Origin of the sequence: Nocardia sp. NPDC052001 (assembly GCF_040680615.1) — a bacterium.
Lineage (GTDB): Bacteria > Actinomycetota > Actinomycetes > Mycobacteriales > Mycobacteriaceae > Nocardia.
In genome coordinates, this window is sequence record NZ_JBFAXC010000004.1 from 295225 (window position 1) to 314806 (window position 19582).

Annotated in this window: 20 protein-coding genes and 1 tRNA gene; 15 read left to right on the top strand and 6 right to left on the bottom strand. The window is 65.7% G+C overall.

All coding sequences use genetic code 11. The annotated features are described in order from the left end of the window. Positions 1-208 precede the first annotated feature (208 nt). On the bottom strand, positions 209-1372 hold the full coding sequence (locus AB0L82_RS21445) for a glycosyltransferase 87 family protein (RefSeq protein ID WP_364638794.1): 1164 nt from the start codon (positions 1370-1372) through the stop codon (positions 209-211). 244 nt (positions 1373-1616) lie between these two features. On the opposite strand from AB0L82_RS21445, the gene AB0L82_RS21450 reads away from it, so the two are divergent. From AB0L82_RS21450 to AB0L82_RS21465, 4 genes are all read left to right on the top strand, one after another. Further along, positions 1617-2579, top strand: coding sequence for a ferritin-like domain-containing protein (locus AB0L82_RS21450; protein WP_364638797.1), 963 nt, complete (start codon positions 1617-1619; stop codon positions 2577-2579). A gap of 260 nt (positions 2580-2839) precedes the next feature. Continuing rightward, positions 2840-3283, top strand: a complete 444-nt coding sequence (locus AB0L82_RS21455; RefSeq protein ID WP_364638800.1) for a hypothetical protein — start codon at positions 2840-2842, stop codon at positions 3281-3283. Positions 3284-3415: 132 nt separating this feature from the next. Further along, a complete protein-coding gene (locus AB0L82_RS21460; RefSeq protein WP_364638803.1) occupies positions 3416-4207 on the top strand; it encodes a methyltransferase domain-containing protein in 792 nt (263 codons plus the stop codon). Positions 4208-4511: 304 nt separating this feature from the next. Continuing rightward, entirely contained in the window at positions 4512-4952 is a 441-nt protein-coding gene (locus AB0L82_RS21465) for a hypothetical protein (protein ID WP_364638805.1), read from the top strand. Positions 4953-4956: 4 nt separating this feature from the next. On the opposite strand, the gene AB0L82_RS21470 is transcribed toward AB0L82_RS21465, so the two are convergent. Together AB0L82_RS21470 and AB0L82_RS21475 are read right to left on the bottom strand one after the other, a co-directional pair. Next, positions 4957-5481 (bottom strand): hypothetical protein, encoded by a 525-nt coding sequence (locus AB0L82_RS21470; protein WP_364638808.1) that lies wholly within the window; start codon positions 5479-5481, stop codon positions 4957-4959. A 90-nt stretch (positions 5482-5571) separates the two neighbouring features. Then, positions 5572-6297, bottom strand: a complete 726-nt coding sequence (locus tag AB0L82_RS21475; protein WP_364638811.1) for a helix-turn-helix domain-containing protein — start codon at positions 6295-6297, stop codon at positions 5572-5574. Positions 6298-6531: 234 nt separating this feature from the next. Between AB0L82_RS21475 and AB0L82_RS21480 the strand changes: the two genes are divergently transcribed. From AB0L82_RS21480 to AB0L82_RS21510, 7 genes are all read left to right on the top strand, one after another. Then, positions 6532-7425, top strand: a complete 894-nt coding sequence (locus AB0L82_RS21480) for a LysR family transcriptional regulator (protein ID WP_364638814.1) — start codon at positions 6532-6534, stop codon at positions 7423-7425. A 202-nt stretch (positions 7426-7627) separates the two neighbouring features. Further along, positions 7628-8464 (top strand): alpha/beta hydrolase, encoded by an 837-nt coding sequence (locus tag AB0L82_RS21485; protein ID WP_364638817.1) that lies wholly within the window; start codon positions 7628-7630, stop codon positions 8462-8464. A 39-nt stretch (positions 8465-8503) separates the two neighbouring features. Beyond that, the gene (locus AB0L82_RS21490; protein ID WP_364638820.1) at positions 8504-9400 is read left to right on the top strand and encodes an alpha/beta hydrolase; all 897 of its coding nucleotides are present in this window, start codon (positions 8504-8506) and stop codon (positions 9398-9400) included. 20 nt (positions 9401-9420) lie between these two features. After that, a complete protein-coding gene (locus AB0L82_RS21495) occupies positions 9421-9945 on the top strand; it encodes a MarR family transcriptional regulator (RefSeq protein WP_364638823.1) in 525 nt (174 codons plus the stop codon). A 53-nt stretch (positions 9946-9998) separates the two neighbouring features. Then, positions 9999-10406 carry a hypothetical protein gene (locus AB0L82_RS21500; protein ID WP_364638826.1) on the top strand — a complete coding sequence of 136 codons (408 nt, stop codon included), beginning with the start codon at positions 9999-10001 and terminating at the stop codon, positions 10404-10406. Continuing rightward, positions 10403-11275: an NmrA family NAD(P)-binding protein gene (locus AB0L82_RS21505; protein WP_364638829.1), complete on the top strand. Its 873-nt coding sequence runs from the start codon at positions 10403-10405 to the stop codon at positions 11273-11275. The genes AB0L82_RS21500 and AB0L82_RS21505 overlap by 4 nt, the downstream gene beginning before the upstream one ends. Before the next feature lie 99 nt (positions 11276-11374). After that, a complete protein-coding gene (locus AB0L82_RS21510; RefSeq protein WP_364638832.1) occupies positions 11375-12292 on the top strand; it encodes a hypothetical protein in 918 nt (305 codons plus the stop codon). Positions 12293-12304: 12 nt separating this feature from the next. Here AB0L82_RS21510 and AB0L82_RS21515 read toward each other — a convergent pair whose 3' ends face one another. Further along, positions 12305-13453, bottom strand: a complete 1149-nt coding sequence (locus tag AB0L82_RS21515) for a hypothetical protein (RefSeq protein WP_364638834.1) — start codon at positions 13451-13453, stop codon at positions 12305-12307. Between the two features lie 72 nt (positions 13454-13525). Further along, positions 13526-13598, bottom strand: a tRNA-Ala gene (locus AB0L82_RS21520). Positions 13599-13900: 302 nt separating this feature from the next. Here AB0L82_RS21520 and AB0L82_RS21525 point away from each other — a divergent pair. Genes AB0L82_RS21525 through AB0L82_RS21540 form a run of 4 tightly spaced genes read left to right on the top strand, consistent with a single transcriptional unit; the run spans position 13901 to position 18497 of the window. Beyond that, complete coding sequence (locus AB0L82_RS21525; protein ID WP_364638837.1) at positions 13901-14929, top strand: serine/threonine-protein kinase; 1029 nt, start codon at positions 13901-13903, stop codon at positions 14927-14929. 10 nt (positions 14930-14939) lie between these two features. Continuing rightward, the gene (locus AB0L82_RS21530) at positions 14940-15086 is read left to right on the top strand and encodes a hypothetical protein (protein ID WP_364638839.1); all 147 of its coding nucleotides are present in this window, start codon (positions 14940-14942) and stop codon (positions 15084-15086) included. Between the two features lie 10 nt (positions 15087-15096). Then, a complete protein-coding gene (locus AB0L82_RS21535) occupies positions 15097-16287 on the top strand; it encodes a hypothetical protein (RefSeq protein WP_364638842.1) in 1191 nt (396 codons plus the stop codon). Continuing rightward, positions 16284-18497, top strand: a complete 2214-nt coding sequence (locus AB0L82_RS21540) for a hypothetical protein (RefSeq protein ID WP_364638845.1) — start codon at positions 16284-16286, stop codon at positions 18495-18497. Before AB0L82_RS21535 ends, AB0L82_RS21540 begins: the two co-directional genes overlap by 4 nt. A 68-nt stretch (positions 18498-18565) precedes the next feature. On the opposite strand, the gene AB0L82_RS21545 is transcribed toward AB0L82_RS21540, so the two are convergent. Beyond that, positions 18566-19501: a Rieske (2Fe-2S) protein gene (locus AB0L82_RS21545; protein ID WP_364638848.1), complete on the bottom strand. Its 936-nt coding sequence runs from the start codon at positions 19499-19501 to the stop codon at positions 18566-18568. Positions 19502-19582 lie beyond the last annotated feature (81 nt).

The window sequence follows — 19582 nt, forward strand, 5'->3', positions numbered from 1 at the left end:
GGAGGATTGGCCACACCCGGGGCGGTGCGAGCCGCCCCGGGTGGTCCGGTTACGGAAGCAGCAACCTCCCGAGGAGGTCGTTGACCGCTGCGACCAGGTCACCGATGAAATGCGGGATCATGCCTTTCCTCCTTCGCGAAAGATACTTATAGATCAACTAGATTCGCCCTTCCCTGCGAACCGGAATCCGGATCGAAGGGTGTGCTGATCATTTATTCGTTGCCGGGAGCGGGAAGGATGGCGACCGGTACGAAATCAGCAGGCCGTAGAGCAGCACGGCGAAATAGACCAGGATGTGGGAGTTCTCCAGGATGGCCTCGCTGTGCCAGGGTTTCGGTAGCAGGAAGATTCCCACCGATACATAGTTCTCGCCCCAGTGATACGCCCACGCGCCGGTCGCGACGAACAGCGCTGCGGCGGCGATCCACCAGCGGGAGTTCGATTGCGCGCGATGGACGAGATGGACCAGCAGCGGGACGAACCACACCCAGTGGTGGCCCCAGGCGTACGGGGATACCGCGCAGGCCGTCATACCCGCGATGGTCACCACCAGCAGGCGTTCGCCGCGGCGCTGCAGGGCCACGGTGAGCGCGAGGCTCGCGAAGGTCACCAGTACGACGACCGCGAACCAGAGCCAGATCGGCGCGGAACCGCCGGTCCAGTGGGCGAGCATGCCGCGCAGTGATTGATTGGCCGGGTTGGTGTCGGGTGCGATGCGTTCGGACTGGAAGAAGGTCTCGAACCAGTAGCGATGCGAATCGGCGGGCAGAATGAGCCAGGCCAGTGCGATCGAACCGAGGAATCCGGCCACGACGGTTGCCGCCGAACGCCATTGGCGCAGTGCGAGGTACTGCACAGTGAAATACGCGGGGACGAGTTTGATGCCCGCCGCGATACCGGCTCCGATACCGCGCAGGCGGCTGTCATCCGCGCGCGCGAAATCCCAGAGCACCAACAGCATCAGCACCAGATTGATCTGGCCGTAGAAGAGCGTGGTGCGCACCGGTTCCAGGAACAGGCAGGTAATCGCAAGCAGCGCACTGATTCCCGCCAGCCGGGCGTTCAGGCGATATCCCAGGATGCGCCAGCTCAGCAGCACGCAGCAATACAGCACGACGACATTCACCAGCAGCGATGAGTATGTGACCCAGCTCCAGGGCAGCACGACGATCGGCAGGAAGACCAGTGCCGAGAACGGTGTGTACGTGTAGAGCAGCCCGAAAAACGTTGGCTCCGTGTACAGCGGACGCCCGTGCAGCACCCGGTCCGCGCCGTCGCGGTACACGTGCGCGTCCAACCCGCCCGCGAGGATGCCGCCGGATTCGTGCATCCAGGGGTCGACCGTGGCCAAGACCAGCGTCAATGCGATCACCGCACCGAGGGATAGTGCGAAAACCGTTGCACCCGAACATCTGAACTCGCGTAGCCCCTCTTTCAACACAGGTCTTTACCTTACGTAAAGATCTAGCCGTGTCATGACCCGGAAAGCTGGGTTTCGCCGTGGGGTTGCTCACCCCGAACCCCGCGCTGTGATGTTTCGGATGCGATCAGCGGGTAGTCCAACCAATGGCGCACTTCGCGCCATCACCCAATGTCGATGCGAAGGACCAGAATCCATGAGCACACGCGACACCACCACCCTGCTGACGCAACTGCGCACCGTGCGCGATCTGACCCATACCGAAATCCAGATCGCCGAAACCCGTACCGCGCAGGCTCGCACGGAGGCCGTGCGCCGCGAGCTGTCCGAGAACGCGGACAACGCCCGCGCCCGCGCGGAGGCCGTCGAGGCCGCCATTCGCGAACTGGGCGGCGTACCGCAGCTGATCGGCCCCTTCCTCGGACGGGCCGCCGCGACCTTCAAAACCGTTGGCGAGCAGGCACAGTCGTTCGACGAGGCACTGCTGAACGACCTCGCCCTCGAACACCGGCTGCTCGACCGAGCCCGCTATATCAAGGCTCTGGCCACCGATGCCCAGCGCGCGGATCTGGTCACCCTGGCCGACCGCCTGATCAGCGCGCACACCGCGACCGTGCAGTGGCTCACCACCGTGCTGGCCGAGGACGCCCTCGGCGGCCCGGCCGCCCTGCGCCGCACCCCCTTCCAGGCCGCCACCGGCACCGCGGTACGCCTGGCCAACCTCCCGATCACCTGGTCCACCCAGGGCATAGACCGCCTGCTCGACCTCTTCCGCTCGGCCGGCCCGGCCCTGGAGGAAGCCCTCGACCGTGGCGCCCACGCGAGCCAGGTAGCGGCCAAAACCCTGGGCGCCTCCCGTGACTCGGCCCTGGCCACCGCCGAGCGAGTCACCCGCCGCGAGGGCGTCGACAGCGCCGCCGACACCCTCCACTCCCTGCGCACCACCACCGGCGTCCTGGAATCCGACGAGCTCCCCGTAGACAACTACGACAACCTCAACGTCAACCAGGCCGTAAGCGCAATCAAATCCCTCACCCGCCCCGCCGATATCCGCGCGGTCCTCGCCTATGAGGAAGCCCACAAAAACCGCACCAACGTAGTCTCAGCAGCCGAAACCCGTTTCGCCGCAATAGCCCAGGACATAACGGGCCTCAACTGATAGTCATTTCAGCCGATAACGTGGTGGTGCGTCGTGGGACGCACCACCACCAGCCCCGCAGTGACCGAACAGGAATTTCACGGGTGACCGAGCCTCCGACTCGACAGCCGCGGTACACGAGAAAGACGGGTCGCGCAGCGGCCGCCCTTTCAGCTGTACTACTGGCCGCCGCCTGCGCAGATAACAGTGAGAACCTCCCATCGGGAGCAACGACACCGGTCAGTCCAGATAGTGCGTATGAGAAGCTGGGTTGTCTGCCGGTGCCCGAGGACCTCAGGTGGGAATACGGGTACCTGTATGGCGGTGATGGCCGGCTGAAATCGATGAGCGAGATTCGGGCTATGCCTGCCGATCGAGAACGAGGCGAGAATCCGGTGAGCGATGTCGTTGTGCTCTACGGGTATTTGACTGACCGGTATGGCCATCCCCCGACGTGCGGAGAGCCATATCCGAAGGGGAATTCCGGGCGGCTGAACCTGACCGCGCTGGATCATAAGGCGCTGAGCTGCAGCACAATCCCGGACAATCTTCGAGAGAAGTACGCTCAACTGTTCGATCGCAGTGGGCGGTTGAAGAGCTGGAGTGAGATTCAGGTGACGCCGGCATCCGGCGGCTCGATGGCGGTCAATACCGAGGACATGATTCCATCCCTGCGCAACGAGGTCGAAGCCGTTCTCGGCCATCCGATTTCGTGCCCTTCCTAGTCTCACAGTATCCCAGAGCACCGCTTGCTAGGCTCGTGCTGCCGGGGCGAGAGACGCTGCGACGGAGTTCATTCCGCCACGCTCGTCCGCGTTTCCCGTACCAAGGGCGTCTCCGATTCGAGGAGACGACGGATGAATGACAGCGCGACGACCTGGGGTTCGGGCGATTACCCGCTGATGGCCCGGTATCTCGAACCCGCCGCACTGGCCGCGGTCGAGGCGGCCGGTATCGCACCCGGTGATCGGGTGATCGATGTGGCGACCGGTACGGGGAACGCGGCACTGGCAGCGGCGGCGCGTGGCGGCGCGGTGGTCGGGGTCGATTTCGAACCGGCGCTGCTGCGGGTCGCGCGAGAGCGCGGCGTGAAGGCGGGGGCCGAGATTCGATGGCTTACCGGTGCGGTGGAAGAGCTTCCCGTGCAGGATGATTCGGCCGATGTGGCGCTTTCCGTATTCGGGGTGATGTACGCGGGCGATCATACGGGCGCGGCACGGGAACTCGCACGGGTGACCGCTCCCGGGGGGAGGGTCGCGCTCGCCTCGTGGGTGCCGGGCAGTGTGCTGCCCGATATGGGTCGAGTACTGGGTGAGTTCCTGCCGCCACCGCCCGCGGCGAGCGGGCCGCCCAGCGCGTGGGGTGACGCGGCCGGGCTCGCGACCATCCTCGAACCACACCGGTTGCGAATCACGGCGGTAACGCGTGGGCAGCTCACCCTGCCGTTCTCCGGTGTCGGCGCGGGTGTGGACTTTCTGATTCGCACGGCGGGCCATATCGTGCGCGAGCAGGATCGGCTGACCGCCGCCGGGCGCTGGGAGGATTTGCGATACGCGTTGCGGCTGTTCATCGAGCAGCGGGCGGAACACCGGGGTGATGGGCTCGCCCTGCCACTGGACTATCTGCTCGCCGCCGCGGTGAAGGAGTAGCGGATGGGACGGGACGCCATCCGGCGGCGGTCAGTGCGCTTCGTCAACCCCTCGACATCGAAGCGACGCAAACCGGATGGTCGTTCCGATCTCCGTTATCGACTCTAGGAAGTAGCGGGCGGGCGCGGTATCGGGCATTTGCCCTAGGTGTGTATTTGGTTGCCACCCGTCAAGCCCCCATCTTCACCTGCGTGAATCAAGCTCCACGCAATTTGAAGCGTGATAATTTCACTTGATCGGCGTGATCTCGAATTCGTGCCGGAGGTCCATGAACGCATGGGCATTTCGTAGTGGAAGGGCTCTCATGACAACTTCTCGGGTGCGCGGCGCCAAGCTCGCCGCGACGGCGATCGCCGGACTCGGCGCGGTATTGCTGGCGACCGCCCCGAACGCGGCGGCGGCCGACTACGGCGCCGTGACGCTGGATGGCTCATCGGCGCCGCAGGCCGGGTGCGGTTACACCCTGACCAGTGGAGATATCGTCGGCGGCGGTAGCAGTTCGACCAACAGCATGCCGATCACGTTCTCCGACAACGGCGCCGTCATCGGCACCGGCAAAGTGGGCGGCCTGATCCCCAGCCCGGCGAAGGTCACCTGGACCCCGAAGACCGCCGGCCAGCATGTGCTCACCGCGACCGGCGGCTGGGGCTCCGACTGGATCACGCTGGCACCGCTGACCGTTCAGGTCCGCGCCTCCGCCGCCACCGGCAGCTTCGGCTGCCCGCTGCCCAGCATCTCCGGCTAGCGCGCTACGGCACGAATATCTCGGTCACGGCCGGGATATTCGGCTTATCGGTGCGAAGCGTGAGTCGCACTCGGCCGGAACCGGTTTCGGCGAGGATGATCGCCGGACTCAATCGCTGGCCCGCCGGAATGAAGCGGGTCACCGTACCGGCCTGACCGCTGTCGAGGTTCTGCCAATCCACGACCGCCGTCACATCACAGGCCAGCAATTGCGGCCCCCATTCGCCCACCGGCGAAAACCCCTGTGTCACACGCAACACGACCGCATGCGCGGCCCCCGGAGCCTCGGTGTACTGCCCGAGCGGACCATCGAATCCGGTTCCGCCCGCGGACAACATGCCCGCGCACACACCGTTCCCGAGCGTGAAAACCGGGCTGAGCGTGAAGTCGGTCTTGGCGCAGGTGCGCGGTCCGACATTCGACCAGCCGAGCTGACAGGCATCCCCGGGATCGGCCGTGGCGGGTGCGGCAACGGCTACGCCCGCACCTATGAACGCGGCGGCGACAGCGCCGAACGCGGTGAATCGCATTGTCGTACTCCCCTCATCACGAACTCTCGTTACCAAAGGCAAGCATTGCGATGGTAACGATCGGACGAGCCCGAGTGGGTGGACGACTCGCTAATCAGGACCCGCGGCCCGGTCGGCGAGTGTGCGACGCCATTGATCCACCGCCTGCCGCAGCGCGTCGTTCACCAGGTCGAGAAGTTCGGCGGCGTATTCGAAACGCATTCCGGCGGGGGTGGCCGGGCCGAGTATCTCGGCGGCTCGTTTCGAGGCGTCGGCCACGGCGTGATTGGTCTGCACGGATGTCAGTAGACCGTGCAACCAGACCTGATCATCGATGACATAGCGCTCGCGGCGTGTACCGGCGACTCGCTCGCGCCGGAGCATGGCCTGGGTTTCGAGGTAGGCGACGGCATGGGAGACCGATGCCGGGCTGACGCCCAACCGCCGCACCAGATCGGCGGAGGTGAGCGCACCGGAATCGGCGAATTGCAGGCAGGACAGCACCCTCGCCTCCATACGGGGCAGACCCTGCGACATCAGCAGCTCGGTGAAGGTCTCGGCGATGTCCCGGACCGCGTGCGGGTCGCGGCCGTGCGCGTTGTCCAGTAGTGCCGGAGCGGCGGGACGGGGCTGTTTGCGGCGGCGGGCCCGCTGCCGAGTGTCCTTGTGCGCCTGGGCAGCCCGATAACCATCGGGGCCGCCATTGCGGGTGACCTCGCGCATGATGGTCGACGCCGGGCGGTCCAGTCGACGCCCGATCTCCGCATAGGCGAGCCTGGCCGCCAGTCCGGCGGCGATGCGCTGACGGTCTTCATCGGTGAGTCTGCCTCCGGGCATCGGTGCCGAGCTCCTGTCTGCCGAGTAGGTGCGCCGCTTCAGTATGCGTTCACGTCCATCTCATTGCAAAGACATACCGGCGCACATTTTGCATTCATCACCAGAATCATTGCAATGCAAGCTGATAGAAGCCGACAAAGATATTGAACAAACAGTAAACGCAATGTATTTTGGCGATCGTTCAAGAAATCCCGAACACTGCGTTGAGCCCGGCTTCACGATGGAGGACCACACATGCTGGAGCGGCTCGAACTGGAGGCGTTTCTCACGCTCGCCGAACAACTGCACTTCGGTCGCACCGCCGAACGCCTGCACGTCACCACGAGCCGAATCAGCCAGACCATCCGCAAACTCGAAAGGCGGATCGGCGCGCCACTTTTCGAGCGCAACAGCCGCACGGTCACGCTCACCCCGCTCGGCAGACAGCTGCGCGACGAGCTGCGCCCCGCCTACGACCAGATCTCCGCGAGCATCACCGCCGCCAGCCGGGGCAATAGCGTCGAACGAACCATCACCCTCGGTTTCTCGGGAGCCTGGAGCGGGAATCTGCTGGTGCGCGCGACCGAGCTGTTCCGAATCCGCTACCCGCACACCGCCGTCGACATCGAGGAAATCCAGCTCACCGATCCGCTCGGCCGAATGCGTTCCGGCGCGGTGGATCTCCAGCTCACCGAATTCCCGATCGCCGAACCCGACATCACCACCGGTGCGATCATGTTCGCCGAGCCACGCGGATTGCTTGTCCCGCAGGGGCATTCATTCGCGACGCGGGAATCGGTGGCACTGGAGGACCTCGCGGACACCACACTGGTCACCCTCAATGACGCGCTGATCCCGCGCTACTGGATGGACCACCACTTCCCACGCCGAACCCCGTCCGGCCGCCCGATCCCGCAGGGACCGGCCACCACCTTCTGGCCAGAAGTTCTGGTACACGTGAGCCAGGGCATCGGCGTCAGCACCGTGGCACTGCGCGCCGAACAATTCCACGCCCGCCCCGGCATCGTGTTCGTCCCCTTCCACGATGCGCCGACCATCGACTACGGCCTCATGTGGCCGAGCGCGGGCCGGAACCCACTCGTACCGCCCTTCCTCGAAGTCATCGCCGAAGCCGCACAACACGAGTGAGCGTTGAGCCCGGCTACACCCGGCGTTGCCGACTCGGCGCTTGCCGGGCCCCGCGGCCAATGGCGAAGATTGTGCTGCGGACCGAAAACATATGTCGCGCATCACAGTGAGCGAGTGATGAATTCCGGCGCGAACCGTCGTCCTGACAGGTGAGCGCGCCGGATATCGCCGCTGAAAACCATTCGCCGAGAAGGACATTACGTTGGAAACCATAATTACGCCCGGGGGCGTCGAGCTGGCATACGATCGCGTCGGTGGCGGTGACGCCGGAACGGTGATTCTTATCGGCGGAGCGTTCAGCTACCGGAAATTCCCGAAAATGGTGGAATTGGCCGAGAAATTGGCGCACGACTACGGTCTCACGGTGGTGAACTACGACCGGCGAGGGCGTGGCGACAGCACCGATTCGCCCGGCGAATATCACGTGGGCAATGAGATCGACGATCTCGCCGCGCTGGTCGAGGCGGTCGGCGGCCGGGCCGCGATCTTCGGCTGGTCCTCGGGCGCGGGCCTGGCATTGCAGGCCGCCGCCTCGGGCCGGATTCCGGGCCTCACCAAGGTGATCGCCTTCGAACCGCCCTTCGTCACCGATCGCGAGAACTTCGTGCCACCGGCCAATCTGGCGGTGCGGCTGCATGAGTTGATCGCCGCGGACCGGCGCGCCGAGGTGGTGCGCTACTACATGATCAATGCGATGGGTATGCCCCGCGCGTTCACCGCGATCATGCGCTTCACCCCCTTCTGGAAGAGTCTGCTGGCCACCGCACCCGCCGCCGCGCACGATTGGGCGGTCATGGGTCCGTTCATGCGCGGTGAGGCTTTGCGCCCGGCCGATTGGGCGAATATCGAAATCCCGACCCTGGTTATCTCCGGCGGTAAGAGCGGAGCACTGCTGCGCACCGCCGCACGCGCCATCACCGCGGTACTTCCGAACGCGCGTCATACCGAAATCCCCAAGCTGAGCCACAATCCGAATATCGGACTGCTGACGCCGGTTTCGGGGGAATTCCTGATCAGCGCGGATCAATTGGCGCACTGACGCGCCCGCTTGCTTGATATTTTCGAGAGGATCAATTCCATGCGAATCCGCATTCTGCCGCTGACCGCTCTGGTCGCATTATCGGCAGTGATCGTCAGTGGCTGCGGCAACGACGACACCGCCGATGCGGGCACGTCCACGACCATACCCGCCGCGGCGGCCGATCGCGCATCGGCCGACGGGAAAGGCCACTACGCCCAGATCAACGGCGGCAGCGTCTATTACGAGACGCAGGGATCCGGACGGCCGATGGCGCTGCTGCACGGCGGGCTCGGCACCGCCGAATCCACTTTCGGCCCTTACGTTTCCGAGCTCGCCAAGACCCGCCGGGTGATCTCGGTGGAGTTGCAGGCGCACGGCCACACCCCCGACCGCGATCGGCCGCTGGCCTACGAATCGCTCGCCGACGACGTCTCGGCGCTCATCACCCATCTGAATCTCGGCAAGGCCGATATCGTCGGGTACTCGCTCGGCGGGTCGGTGGCCATGCAGGTGGCCGCGCGCACACCGGAGCTGGTCAGCGGGTTGGTCGTGATCGGCGCACCGTTCCGATCGGACGGCTGGCGGCCCGAAAGTCGCGCCGGCATGGCCGCAATGGATCCCGAAGCCATGCGCGGCACCCCGCTGCACCAGCTGTACACCGGTATCGCCCCGGATCCGAACGGCTGGACCTCCCTGGTCACCAAGACCAGGGAACTCCTCGCCCAGAACTACGACTGGACGGCGCGACTGGCCGAGATCCAGGCCCCCGCCCTGGTCGTGACCGCGGAATCCGATGTGATCTTCCGGGAGCACGCCGCCGATACGGTCACCCGGCTCAATGCCGCGCATCCCAACCTGGCCCGTCTGGAAATAGCTCAGGGCACAACGCATTACGACATCATGTACCGCCCCGACCTGCTCCTGCCGATGCTCGCCACCTTGCCGAAACAGTAGTTAGGTGCCATATTAGTCGGGTGGACACCGATTCGACCGGGATGGCGACCCCCACCCTGGCGCAGGCCCGCTCCCAGCTCCGGCGATACGGACTGGAGCGCGAGGCGGACCCGCAGGCGGTACTCGTCGCGGTACGGCTGCTGGCCACCGGGGCGAGACTGAGCCAGGCCACCGAGATTCATTTCGCCAGATTCGGGCTGTCCACCGGCCGCTATCGGCTACTGGCCCACCTCGAGGACTGCGACGGCGAGCAATCGCCCTCGCAGCTGGCGGCCGCCCTCGGTGTCACCCGGGCCACGGTGACGGGCCTGATAGACACGCTGGAGAAGGAAAAGCTGGTGTGCCGCACGCGATCCGGTGAGGACGGCCGTTCCGTGATGGTCGTCCTCACCGCTCGCGGTGCGAGCAGGCTGCGGGAGATCGCACCCGAACACTTCGCCCGCCTGCAATCCATGGTCGCCACCCTGACCCCGGAGGAGCGCAAGCTCTTCCTCGATCTGCTCGAGCGCATCACCTCCGGTATCGGCGCGCTGGTCGCGGACTGAGGTCCGTCGCCCCGCGCGCTTTTTTGCAGACACATAGTTAGGTTCCTAACGATATGTCCGATAAGCCGCCACCGAAGTTCGTGCTGTGGCGCGAAGTCCTGGTCGCCTATCTCGCACCCGCGCTGTCCGCCGGTATCGGCGGCCTGCTCACCGGACAGCGGGACCTGCTGTACGCGGCGTTCACCTCGATCGCGGGAACTTCTGCCATCGTTGCCGCGCTCATTGGAATGTTGTTGCGAGGCAGCAGATATCGACGACATTCGGGCACACCGAGGGTTCCCGTCGTCGCTGCCGCTGCCGTCGCCGCAGCCGTGCTTGCGGCGGTAATCGCTTGGCTCGCAACGCATTACCTGCCCGGCCTGCCCGACCGCATCCGCATCGACTTCCCCATCGCCGCGGCGCTCGCGGCGACCATCACCACCTGGCGCTGGATCGGCAGCACCCGAAGGGATTCGCAATGATCGTCGTCATGGGCGCGTCGAGCGCAACGGGATCCGCGTTGATACGCGGGCTCGCCGCGCTCGGCAGGCCGAGCCGGGCCCTCACCCGCGACCCCGAACGCCTGCGCACCGAGCTGTCGCCAGCCACACTGCGCTGGACCGAAATCCACCCCGCCGACGCGACGGATCCCGCCACGCTGCGAGCCGCGTTCACCGATGCCCGGCAACTGTTCCTCACCATGACCAACGGTCCGCGCCAGGTCGAACTGGAGAACCGGTGCATCGATATCGCGGCGGCCACCGGTATCGAGCACATCGTCAAACTCTCCGCCCCGGCCGCCGAACCCGGCTCCCCCGTTGCCTTTTCACGCTGGCACCACGCCATCGAAGAGCAGCTGCGGGCGTCCGGAATAGAACACACCATCCTGCGCCCCTACGCATTCATGCAGAAGCTGCTCACCCTGGCCCCCGGCATCGCCGCTCGATCCCTGTTCACCGGAGCCATGGGCACCGCCGCCTGCAACTACATCGACTGCCGCGATATCGCCGATGTGGCCGCAGCCGTCTTCACCCGCCCCGAACTCACCGGCCGCACTTACACACTCACCGGCACCGAGGCGATCACCCACGCGGAACTCGCCACTCGCCTCACCCGGCTACTCGGCCATCCCATCCGCTATCTGGACCTGCCGCCAACCGCGTTCCGCGACAGCCTCATTCGAGAAGCCGGTATGCCACCCTGGCTCGCAGCCCACGTGATGGAAATCCAGCAGCTCGCGGTGACTCGTCCCGAACACCCCACCGACACCGCCACCCGGCTGCTCGGCAGCAGTCCGCGCACCCTGGACGACTTCCTGTGCGAAAACCTCGAACTGTTCCGGCGGCCGTGAGAACCCGAAAACAGACTGGTCGATTGTGTTGCCTGGCAGTGCAGGTACTGTCTGGCAATTATGGGGTACGACGTTAGTTTTCATGCGGTTGATATGCGGATGGCCGAAAGCCGAGTGCTTCCGTATATCGCCGGTTACGGCGACGACCGGGATCTGGATGATCTGATCCGGTTCGGCGTGGAGCAGGCCAAGGTCCGGTTCCGGGCCAACGCCTGGGGGCTGGGAACGATGCAGGCGGTCGGGCACGACAGTGGCTTCGACGCACAGCTGTATGTGTGGGGGCGACCGTATTTCGTCACCGCGCAATCTCCGGAGGATGTCGCGGAGACGGTGCTGCAGTACAACCGGTGCACCCCGGATCAGGTGGATCAGATTGCGATGCACCAGCTCTCGATTCTGGACTCGCGACTGCCGGGCCGGGTGCGGCCGGATACCGAGGGCAGCCTCCCGGCGGATCAGCATCTCGCCGAAGGGATTTCCGGTAAGGTCGTGCTGCTGCGCAATGCGGTGCGGGCGCTGCGTGCCGGGCAGCCGTTCACCAAACCCAATGGCGAACAATCTCATCCGGGCGAAGTCCTCACCGGCAACCTGCAATTCGTACTGGTCGAGTTCCTCGCGAATATCCTGCCGGGCTGGATCCAGCGCGGTAAGGCCTGGCCGACGCTGCTCGAGCGCGAGGCCGAACTGACCGGCTATTCGGGCCTGGTCGACAACTCGGCGCTACTGGGCCTGCTGCGCACGGAATTCCCGGCGCTGGAATGGGAAGCCAACTACACGATTCCGACCAACTACGAGATCGGCGGATTCGTCAGCCCGCCCGCCGTCCAGCTCACCCGGCATTGGCTGGCGCGCAATGCCGAGGAACTGCTCGAGCTGGGCGAGGACGATGACGATCGCGACTTCTATCGCGTCGCGATGCGCAAGACCGATGAGGCGCTGGCCCTGGCCGCGCGGATCGGCGGTGCGTTCGTGGAGGCGGCGGAGATCTACATTCCGATGGAAGGCTCGATGAACTGAGCCGGGCCGGGGCTAGAGGTACGAACAGGCCGAGAAGCTGCCGTCATCGCAGACGACCATCAGGTGGTACTGCAACTGCACCGTCCCGGCCCGCACCGCCTCCGCCAGTGCGGGTCTGGCGCGCAGCGCTTCCGCGAAATCCGGTTCCGCGGCGAGCATTCCGTCGAGGTACGGACGGGAGCCCTGGTGCGTATCGACCTCGTCGAATTCGCGGAGCGCCAGGTACGCGCCGACATCCTCGCCCGCGGGCACATCGAGCACCACATCCATTACCAGCAGACTCGTGGGACCGGTCTGCGCGATGACATCCAGGGTGCGCTCGCGCGTCGGGGGCCAGTCGTCCTCGGCACCGATCACCAGCACCTCCGCGTGCTGGTTCCGGGCATAGGATCCCGCGATCCCCACCCGGAGCCGGTGCGCGCGAGCGCCTTCGGACCGCTGATAGTCGAGCATCTCCTCGTGGATGGCCAGCAATTCCTCCAGACGTTCGGCGGGGAAGCTCGTCATCGTCTCGGCGTCGACGGGATCGTGTTCGAACAGCGGGATCTCGAGCTCGGCGTCGGTTTTCACATCGACGGCGATGGAGACGAGTTCCTGCGGCCATTCCGCCGAACTGACGTACCGGAACGCCTCCACCGCGGCATCCGCGACCTCTTCGAATTCCGCGTAGGCGCCCGGCCATCCGATGATCCGGAACCAGCTGTCCATACCCTTTTTCGGGTCCGGCTCCTGCCATTCGCCATAGCTCCACATATCGACGCTGCCGCGCCGCTTCTTGGGATTGCGCTGTTCGCTGTCGTGCGTCGTCGAGGTCTCGCAGAGCAGGAACTCATCGAACCTGGTGAATCGCATGAACCTGTCGGTCTCGCCGTCGACCAGATTGGCGAAGATCAGGCGGCTGTCCGGCGGCAGCGTGAACAGCGTGTACGTGAGCGCCTCGGCGAACCAGTCCCACATGCGTGTTCGCACCTCGGCGGACTCCGACATCGGACTCGACCCGAGCGATGCGAACGCATCGGCCATCGACATGGTCTCGACGACCTCGTCGCTACCGTCGAAGGAGACCGTGGTGACGGTGAAGTTCATGGCGCTGAAGTCCGTGGCGTCGAACGCCGCCCGATCCCGTGCCTCCCGTAGCTCGTGCTTCCAGAATCGGCTCACTGTGGCCCTCCCCAATCCAACCCATGAAACGAACAAAGCCGCAGGCTCAATGCCTGCGGCTTTGCCAATGCGTGGAGCTAAGGGGATTCGAACCCCTGACCCCCTCACTGCCAGTGAGGTGCGCTACCAGCTGCGCCATAGCCCCGTTGCCCCGATTGCCCGGGGCGACTGGAAGAAGTTATCGGAGACCGGTGCGGAACCGCAAATCGGCTGGTGAACGAGGTGTGGGTGAATACGCGTCGGTGGGGGCTGAGGTTTTGCTGAATGTTTTGCGGGACAGCGGAATATGGGGAGGTGCCGGGGTGGGCGCGCGCGTAGACTCGGCGGGGATTCGAGTTGTCCTAGGTGGGCCGAGGGAGCGCGGTTCATCGGGCTTGGAGGGATCGCACGCGGTTGAGGCTGATCAATGGCCGGTATGAGCTTCGGGAACTCGTCGGCAGAGGGGGTATGGCCGAGGTCTGGGATGCTTGGGACCGGCAGCTGCGACGGCGAGTTGCGGTGAAGGTGCTCGACTCGGGCAGTTTGATGCCGCTGGAGCGCGATGAGCGGGTCCAGCAGGAGCGGTTCGAACGCGAGGCCCGGATCGCGGCCCAGATGAACAGCGTGAACATCGTAATGGTGCATGACGCGGGGGTGTTCGTCGAAAACGGCCGCAGATTCCCGTTTCTGGTGATGGAGTTCATCGCCGGGGAGAATCTGCGCCAGCATCTGCGGTACCGGGAGAACTGGGCGCTGCCGAGCCTGCTCCGAATTCTCACCGATGCGCTTGGCGGGCTGGTGTACGCGCACTCCAAACAGGTGGTGCACCGCGATATCAAACCCGAGAACATCATGATCTGCCGGGACGGGAGCGCCAAGCTCGCCGATTTCGGGATCGCCATCGAAATGCGGGAGAACGTCCAGCGGCTCACCCAGGTGCACGGGGCGCTGGGCACCCGGCAGTATTCGGCCCCGGAGTATCTGCACCACGGCCAGATCACCGACCTGAGCGATGTGTACTCGTTCGCGGTGGTGTGCGCCGAGGTGCTCAATCACGCCTACGGTCCGGCCGGGACGCCGGATGAGATCAAAGTCGTACTGGAGCAGTCGCTTTCGCTGGATCCGACGCAGCGGCACCAATCCGCGGCGGAATTCCAGCATTACTTCCGCGAGGCGATCGAACGGTCGCGGCAAGCCAGCCGAGCGCCCCGGCCCGCGGTTCCGGATCAACCACACCTGACATCGGTGCTCACCCCGGGTCCGCCGCGTGAGACCGAATCCGAACCGCCCGACCCGCTGGTCTATTCGTCCACCTGGAGCTACCTGACGGCCCCGGTGCTGGCGTCCAGGCAGAAGCTCTTGGCCGGATTGTCCAGGGACGACTACCGTTTCGTGGCCGCCCTGCTGGCCACCACCGCGGTCATCGGAATCATGCTGGGCGGCTTGGCTTTCACGCTGCTCACCTGGGTGATCGTCGAAATCGGAAAGCTCTTCTAAAGGTGATGCGGTGAGATATCGACAGGCGGGCATGGCATGGCAGCGTTACCTCTACCCGGGTTCGCGTGCCTCGCACTGGCTTTGGATAGGCGTCCGGGTGGGCGTGGCGTTCTTCGTGCTGACCATCGTGGTCATGACCTTCGCGGTGCTCTCGTGAGGTGCACACGGTGAGAACCGTCTGCCTGAACTGCCTCACCGAATTCCGCTACGACCGTGAGCGCAACCGCTGGTACACGGTCATCCGCCAGCGCAACGGCGGCTATGCCAAACAGATCGAAACCTACTTCGACAAGCTGAATCTGCGCTGCCCCAAGGGTTGTGAACTCGATCCGGTCACCCTGGATCACCCCACCAAGGTGATCGGCTTCGTCGGTGAGTCGGCCTCGTCCAAGAGCCATCTGATCGTGTCCATGATCCATTCGATGATGAACGATCCACACCTGGCCGGGCGCTTCTCCTTCATCGTCTCCCCCAAATCCGCGAGCCTGTGGACCGCCCTGGAAGCCCGCCTGCTCGATCGCCGCGCCCTGGACGCCACCGGACCGCGCCGCATGGCCATGGACCAGACCCAGCGCACCGACGGCATCGCCATGAACGCGCAGCGGCAATCCCAGGGCCACACCTGGGCCGGGCTGGAACAGCGCAGACCCATTCTGGTGACGGCGTATTCGGTGCACACCGCGAGCGCGGTGAATCTGGCGTTCGTGGACGTGGCCGGGGAGGACATCGCCGACGGTGCGGTCGCCGCGCGGGTGAGCCCGCATCTGGCGGTCGCCGATTTCCTCTGGTTCGTGGTGCCGTCCACGCTGAACAAGCAATACTTGGCCCTCATGCGCGAACAGGCCGATCCCGATGATCAGGAGAGCCTGAGCAATATCGTCGAGCATTCGCAGACCGTGGGGCGCACCACGCTTATGATCGATCAGATCGCCAAACTGTGGCGCGCGGCGAACAGCTATCCGATCCAGTTGCCCATCGAACCGCCGCGATTGCACGTATCGACCATTGTCGCCAAGACCGATCTGCTCTCGCTGCTGGATCTGCCGGAGGCCAATATCGTTGCCCCGCCCGCGAATTGGGCGGACAGCCCGGTCAGCACCAACGGTTCGGGCAATGCCTACGATCCGCCGCGCATCCGGGAGCGCTGCGAGATCACCCGCAATATGGTGCGGCAGCTGTTCCCGGCGGTGGATTCCGCACTGTCCATTCACTTTCCGTGGAATATGTATTTCCCGGTATCGGCGGTGGGCTGCGGTAAGCGCGGCAACGGCACCTATCCGGTCTTCAAACCGTACGGCGCGGCCGATCCGGTGGTGTACATGCTGGAGATGATCGAGGAGCTGCGGGCCTACCGATGACTGGATTTCCACAGCTGGTGTGTGGCTGGGCGCTGGTTAATCTCGAATCCTCCGGCGCCGGAGTGGGTGTGGTGGCGCGGTCCGGGAATTGGCCCGCGGCACTGGGTTTCACGGTGCGCGAACTGGGATCGCTGGCGACCCTGCCCGAGGGCGGTGAGCCGGTGGGGTTCGCGCTGGAGTTCACCGTGACCAGGGGGATCGCCGTCGCCGGATTGAAGACGCCGTCCCAGGTGCGGCCGGGCACCTGCGTCACGCACTTGATCGCGGGCAATCGCGAGCAGCTCGACGGGGCCATGGCGCTGCGGCTCTTCGGATCCGGTGCGTTCCTGCACACCCTGACCGAGTCCGTCTCACCGACCGACAGCTGGCCGGAGGCCGCGGCCGAAGCGGGGAGCGGGCTCGCCGAGGCGGTCGAGAGCGCCCTCGGACAGTCCTGGCTGCCGGTGCTCGTGGGCGCGGTGCTAGCCCACCTCGACGGCCGGGGGCCGACCCTCGCGCTCCGGGTCGAGGATGCGGGCGAGGCGGTGCGCATGCTGTCCGCGCTGTACGGCGTGCTGCCACGGAACACGCTGCGGGAGTTGACATTCACCACCGGCGCCGCGCCCATGGCGGAGTTGCCGAGTATCACCGCGGTGATCGGCCGTACCGCTCCCCCGCCGCCGGATCGGCGGATCATCGACGCCGCCAGCGGTATCGACAATATCGCCGACACCTATCAGCGCCTGGGTCGCGATATCGTCGAGCATCGACTGGCTGGGCTGGCTGTGCCCGCGATGCTGGTGTCGGTCAACGATATTCGGCAGTGGTGCTATCAACAGCAATTGCGCGCCCTGGAACCCGCGCTGCTCGATGACGCGCAAATGGTGCAGGTGCTCACCGATCCGACCCTGAGCCCGGACTGGTTCACCGATGCCACCGTGGCGCGGCGCGCGATTCATCTCGCGCTCGACAACACCGACGTCACAACGGCTTTGGCGAATCTGCCGGTGCGGAATCAAGTGCGCGAGGTCTTCGAGCAGACGCTCGTCGATCGAGTCATGAGCGAGACCCGCGATCGCGGGCACGCCACCCGGGTCGCCCAGCAGCTCGGCTTCGATCTCAGCGAAGTCCTGGCGGCGGCGGCCTTCCGGCGGCTGGACACCGGAACGCTCAGCGCGAGCGATGCCAAAACCGTCTGGCCGCAACTCGAACGGGACTGGATCACCGGCGATACCGAACAGCGCGCCCTGGTCATCGAACGGCTGCAACGACATCGGGCGCTGCGCGAGTTCACCGTCCGCGCGAAGGACCGCTATCTGGTGTACGAGACGGTGCGCGCCGAGATCGGCGATCCGGCGGTGCACACCGGCAGCAGTCAATTGCTGCGCACCGCCATGTACAGCCAACTCGCGATCGTCGCGCAGCTCATGGTGAATATCTCCTGCACCAGCCGGGATCGCTATGTGCTGGAGCAGATCATGGCGTGTGCGCCGCCGGATCGGCTGCCAGGGCTCATCGCCGAATGCACCCGGTACCCGGCGGTGGACGCCTTCGAACTCATGAAGGCGGTCACCATCGTTCGCGCCGAACCGGCCGAATTGGTGGACGCGCTGAAACCGGCGTGGAGCGCACTGCGCCGCGTCATCGGCCTGCCGCAGGCGCTGGAGGATCTGGCGGTGCTCGATGCGCAGGCGGCGCAACCGCAGGCTCAGGCCGGGCGGAATCGGTTGCGGCCGAATCTCTTCGGGCGCAGCGGCAAAGGGCGCGGCGACTGGACCCGGGCGGAGGTCTCGGCGCTGATCCGGGCGGCGATCGACGACCCGCTGCTGATCGCCGAACACCGGGAAATGCTCAGCGCGGCAATAGAAACCGATAACGAGTTCGTCGCCCGCCGCATGTCCGAACACTCGGACGCCACCGGCGCACCCGCACTGCTGAAGCAGATCCTCATCGTCGCCGGACACGACCGGGTGCCCGCACTGCTCACCCTGTGCGCACAACAGCACGACCTGGAGCCACACGCCCTGTTCCGCGCCATCTGCGATCTGGATCTGGACTCCGCCGCCCTGGTCGAACTGCTCGACGGCGGCTGGCCGCACCTGCGCACCCGCCTGGACCTGCCACACCGCATAGCCAACCTCATCGTGCTGGACGCGACGGCCACACTACCCGCCCGCCTGAAACCGCTCTCCGCCCCGAAGAAGCAGCGCCGCAACAGTTTCTGGCGCTGAGGCGGCTGGCCGGGTGCGGATCCCGGCCAAAAGCACGCCGGGATGACGGGGTCTCACTCCAGGGGTGTTCAGCAGCCGAGGCAGCCGGGCGGGATGATCTCGCACCACCAGGGTTTGGGTGGCGGGATGGGGTCGTCGGGGCTGCCCGCGCCCGAAACCAGCCACTCACCTTGCACACTCACTTCGCGGGGGTCCAGGGCGCGGGTGGCGGGGCCCGCCGCGACGGAGCCGTCGAGGTTGAATTTGCTGCCGTGGCAGGGGCAGTTGACGGTGCCGCCGGAGATATCGTTCACGGCGCAGCCGAGGTGGGTGCAGATCACCGAGAGGCCGATGAAGTTGCCCGGGTTCGGCTGTGTCACAACGGTATTGCCGATGATTACGCCGGAGCCGACGGGGATGTCGGAGGTTCGGGCGAGGGCGTTGTCCGGTGCGCCGGGGTCGGTGATGACCGGGGCGGCCTCCGGGATCGGTGCCTGTTCTTCGGAAGCGGGTGCGACCGGCACGGCCGGAGCGGGACCGGCGATGAGCTGACCGTCCCGCACACTCACCTCGCGAGAGACGAGTGGCCGGGTTGCCGGACCCGCCACTACCGAGCCGTCGAGGGCGAAACGGCTGCCGTGGCACGGACAATTGATCGTTCCGCCGGATAGCGAGTTCACCGCGCACCCCTGATGGGTGCAGACGGTGGAGAAGGCCAGGAAGGTTCCGGCGTTGGGCTGGGTGACGACGGTATCGCCGAGAATCGCGCCCGATCCGACCGGAATGTCCGACACCTGGGCGAGCACGGTGCCGTCGATCGGCGCGGGACCCGGTGCCGGGGGCGGTGGTTCGGTCGTCGGCGGCACGGTGGTGGATGGCGGTGCACCGGAGGTCGTGGTCGGCGGGGATGACATCGACGAACCCGCGGGCGCGGAACTCCGCTGCCCGCCGGTGCACGCGGCCGCGAACACCAGCACGCTCGCCCCCGCCACTATTTCCCGGCGTCTGATCGGATCTGTGGTCATGTCGACCTCGGTTCACTCGGCACGCTTCGCTGGTTCCACGAGGCGACACCGGGATCGGTTCAGTCGAGCACGGTCTGACGT

Coding starts and splice junctions, on each gene's coding strand:
- AB0L82_RS21450 (WP_364638797.1), top strand. CDS start 1,617: ATGAGCACACGCGACACCACCACCCTGCTGACGCAACTGCGCACCGTG.
- AB0L82_RS21460 (WP_364638803.1), top strand. CDS start 3,416: ATGAATGACAGCGCGACGACCTGGGGTTCGGGCGATTACCCGCTGATG.
- AB0L82_RS21465 (WP_364638805.1), top strand. CDS start 4,512: ATGACAACTTCTCGGGTGCGCGGCGCCAAGCTCGCCGCGACGGCGATC.
- AB0L82_RS21470 (WP_364638808.1), bottom strand. CDS start 5,481: ATGCGATTCACCGCGTTCGGCGCTGTCGCCGCCGCGTTCATAGGTGCG.
- AB0L82_RS21475 (WP_364638811.1), bottom strand. CDS start 6,297: ATGCCCGGAGGCAGACTCACCGATGAAGACCGTCAGCGCATCGCCGCC.
- AB0L82_RS21480 (WP_364638814.1), top strand. CDS start 6,532: ATGCTGGAGCGGCTCGAACTGGAGGCGTTTCTCACGCTCGCCGAACAA.
- AB0L82_RS21490 (WP_364638820.1), top strand. CDS start 8,504: ATGCGAATCCGCATTCTGCCGCTGACCGCTCTGGTCGCATTATCGGCA.
- AB0L82_RS21500 (WP_364638826.1), top strand. CDS start 9,999: ATGTCCGATAAGCCGCCACCGAAGTTCGTGCTGTGGCGCGAAGTCCTG.
- AB0L82_RS21505 (WP_364638829.1), top strand. CDS start 10,403: ATGATCGTCGTCATGGGCGCGTCGAGCGCAACGGGATCCGCGTTGATA.
- AB0L82_RS21510 (WP_364638832.1), top strand. CDS start 11,375: ATGGCCGAAAGCCGAGTGCTTCCGTATATCGCCGGTTACGGCGACGAC.
- AB0L82_RS21525 (WP_364638837.1), top strand. CDS start 13,901: ATGGCCGAGGTCTGGGATGCTTGGGACCGGCAGCTGCGACGGCGAGTT.
- AB0L82_RS21540 (WP_364638845.1), top strand. CDS start 16,284: ATGACTGGATTTCCACAGCTGGTGTGTGGCTGGGCGCTGGTTAATCTC.
- AB0L82_RS21545 (WP_364638848.1), bottom strand. CDS start 19,501: ATGACCACAGATCCGATCAGACGCCGGGAAATAGTGGCGGGGGCGAGC.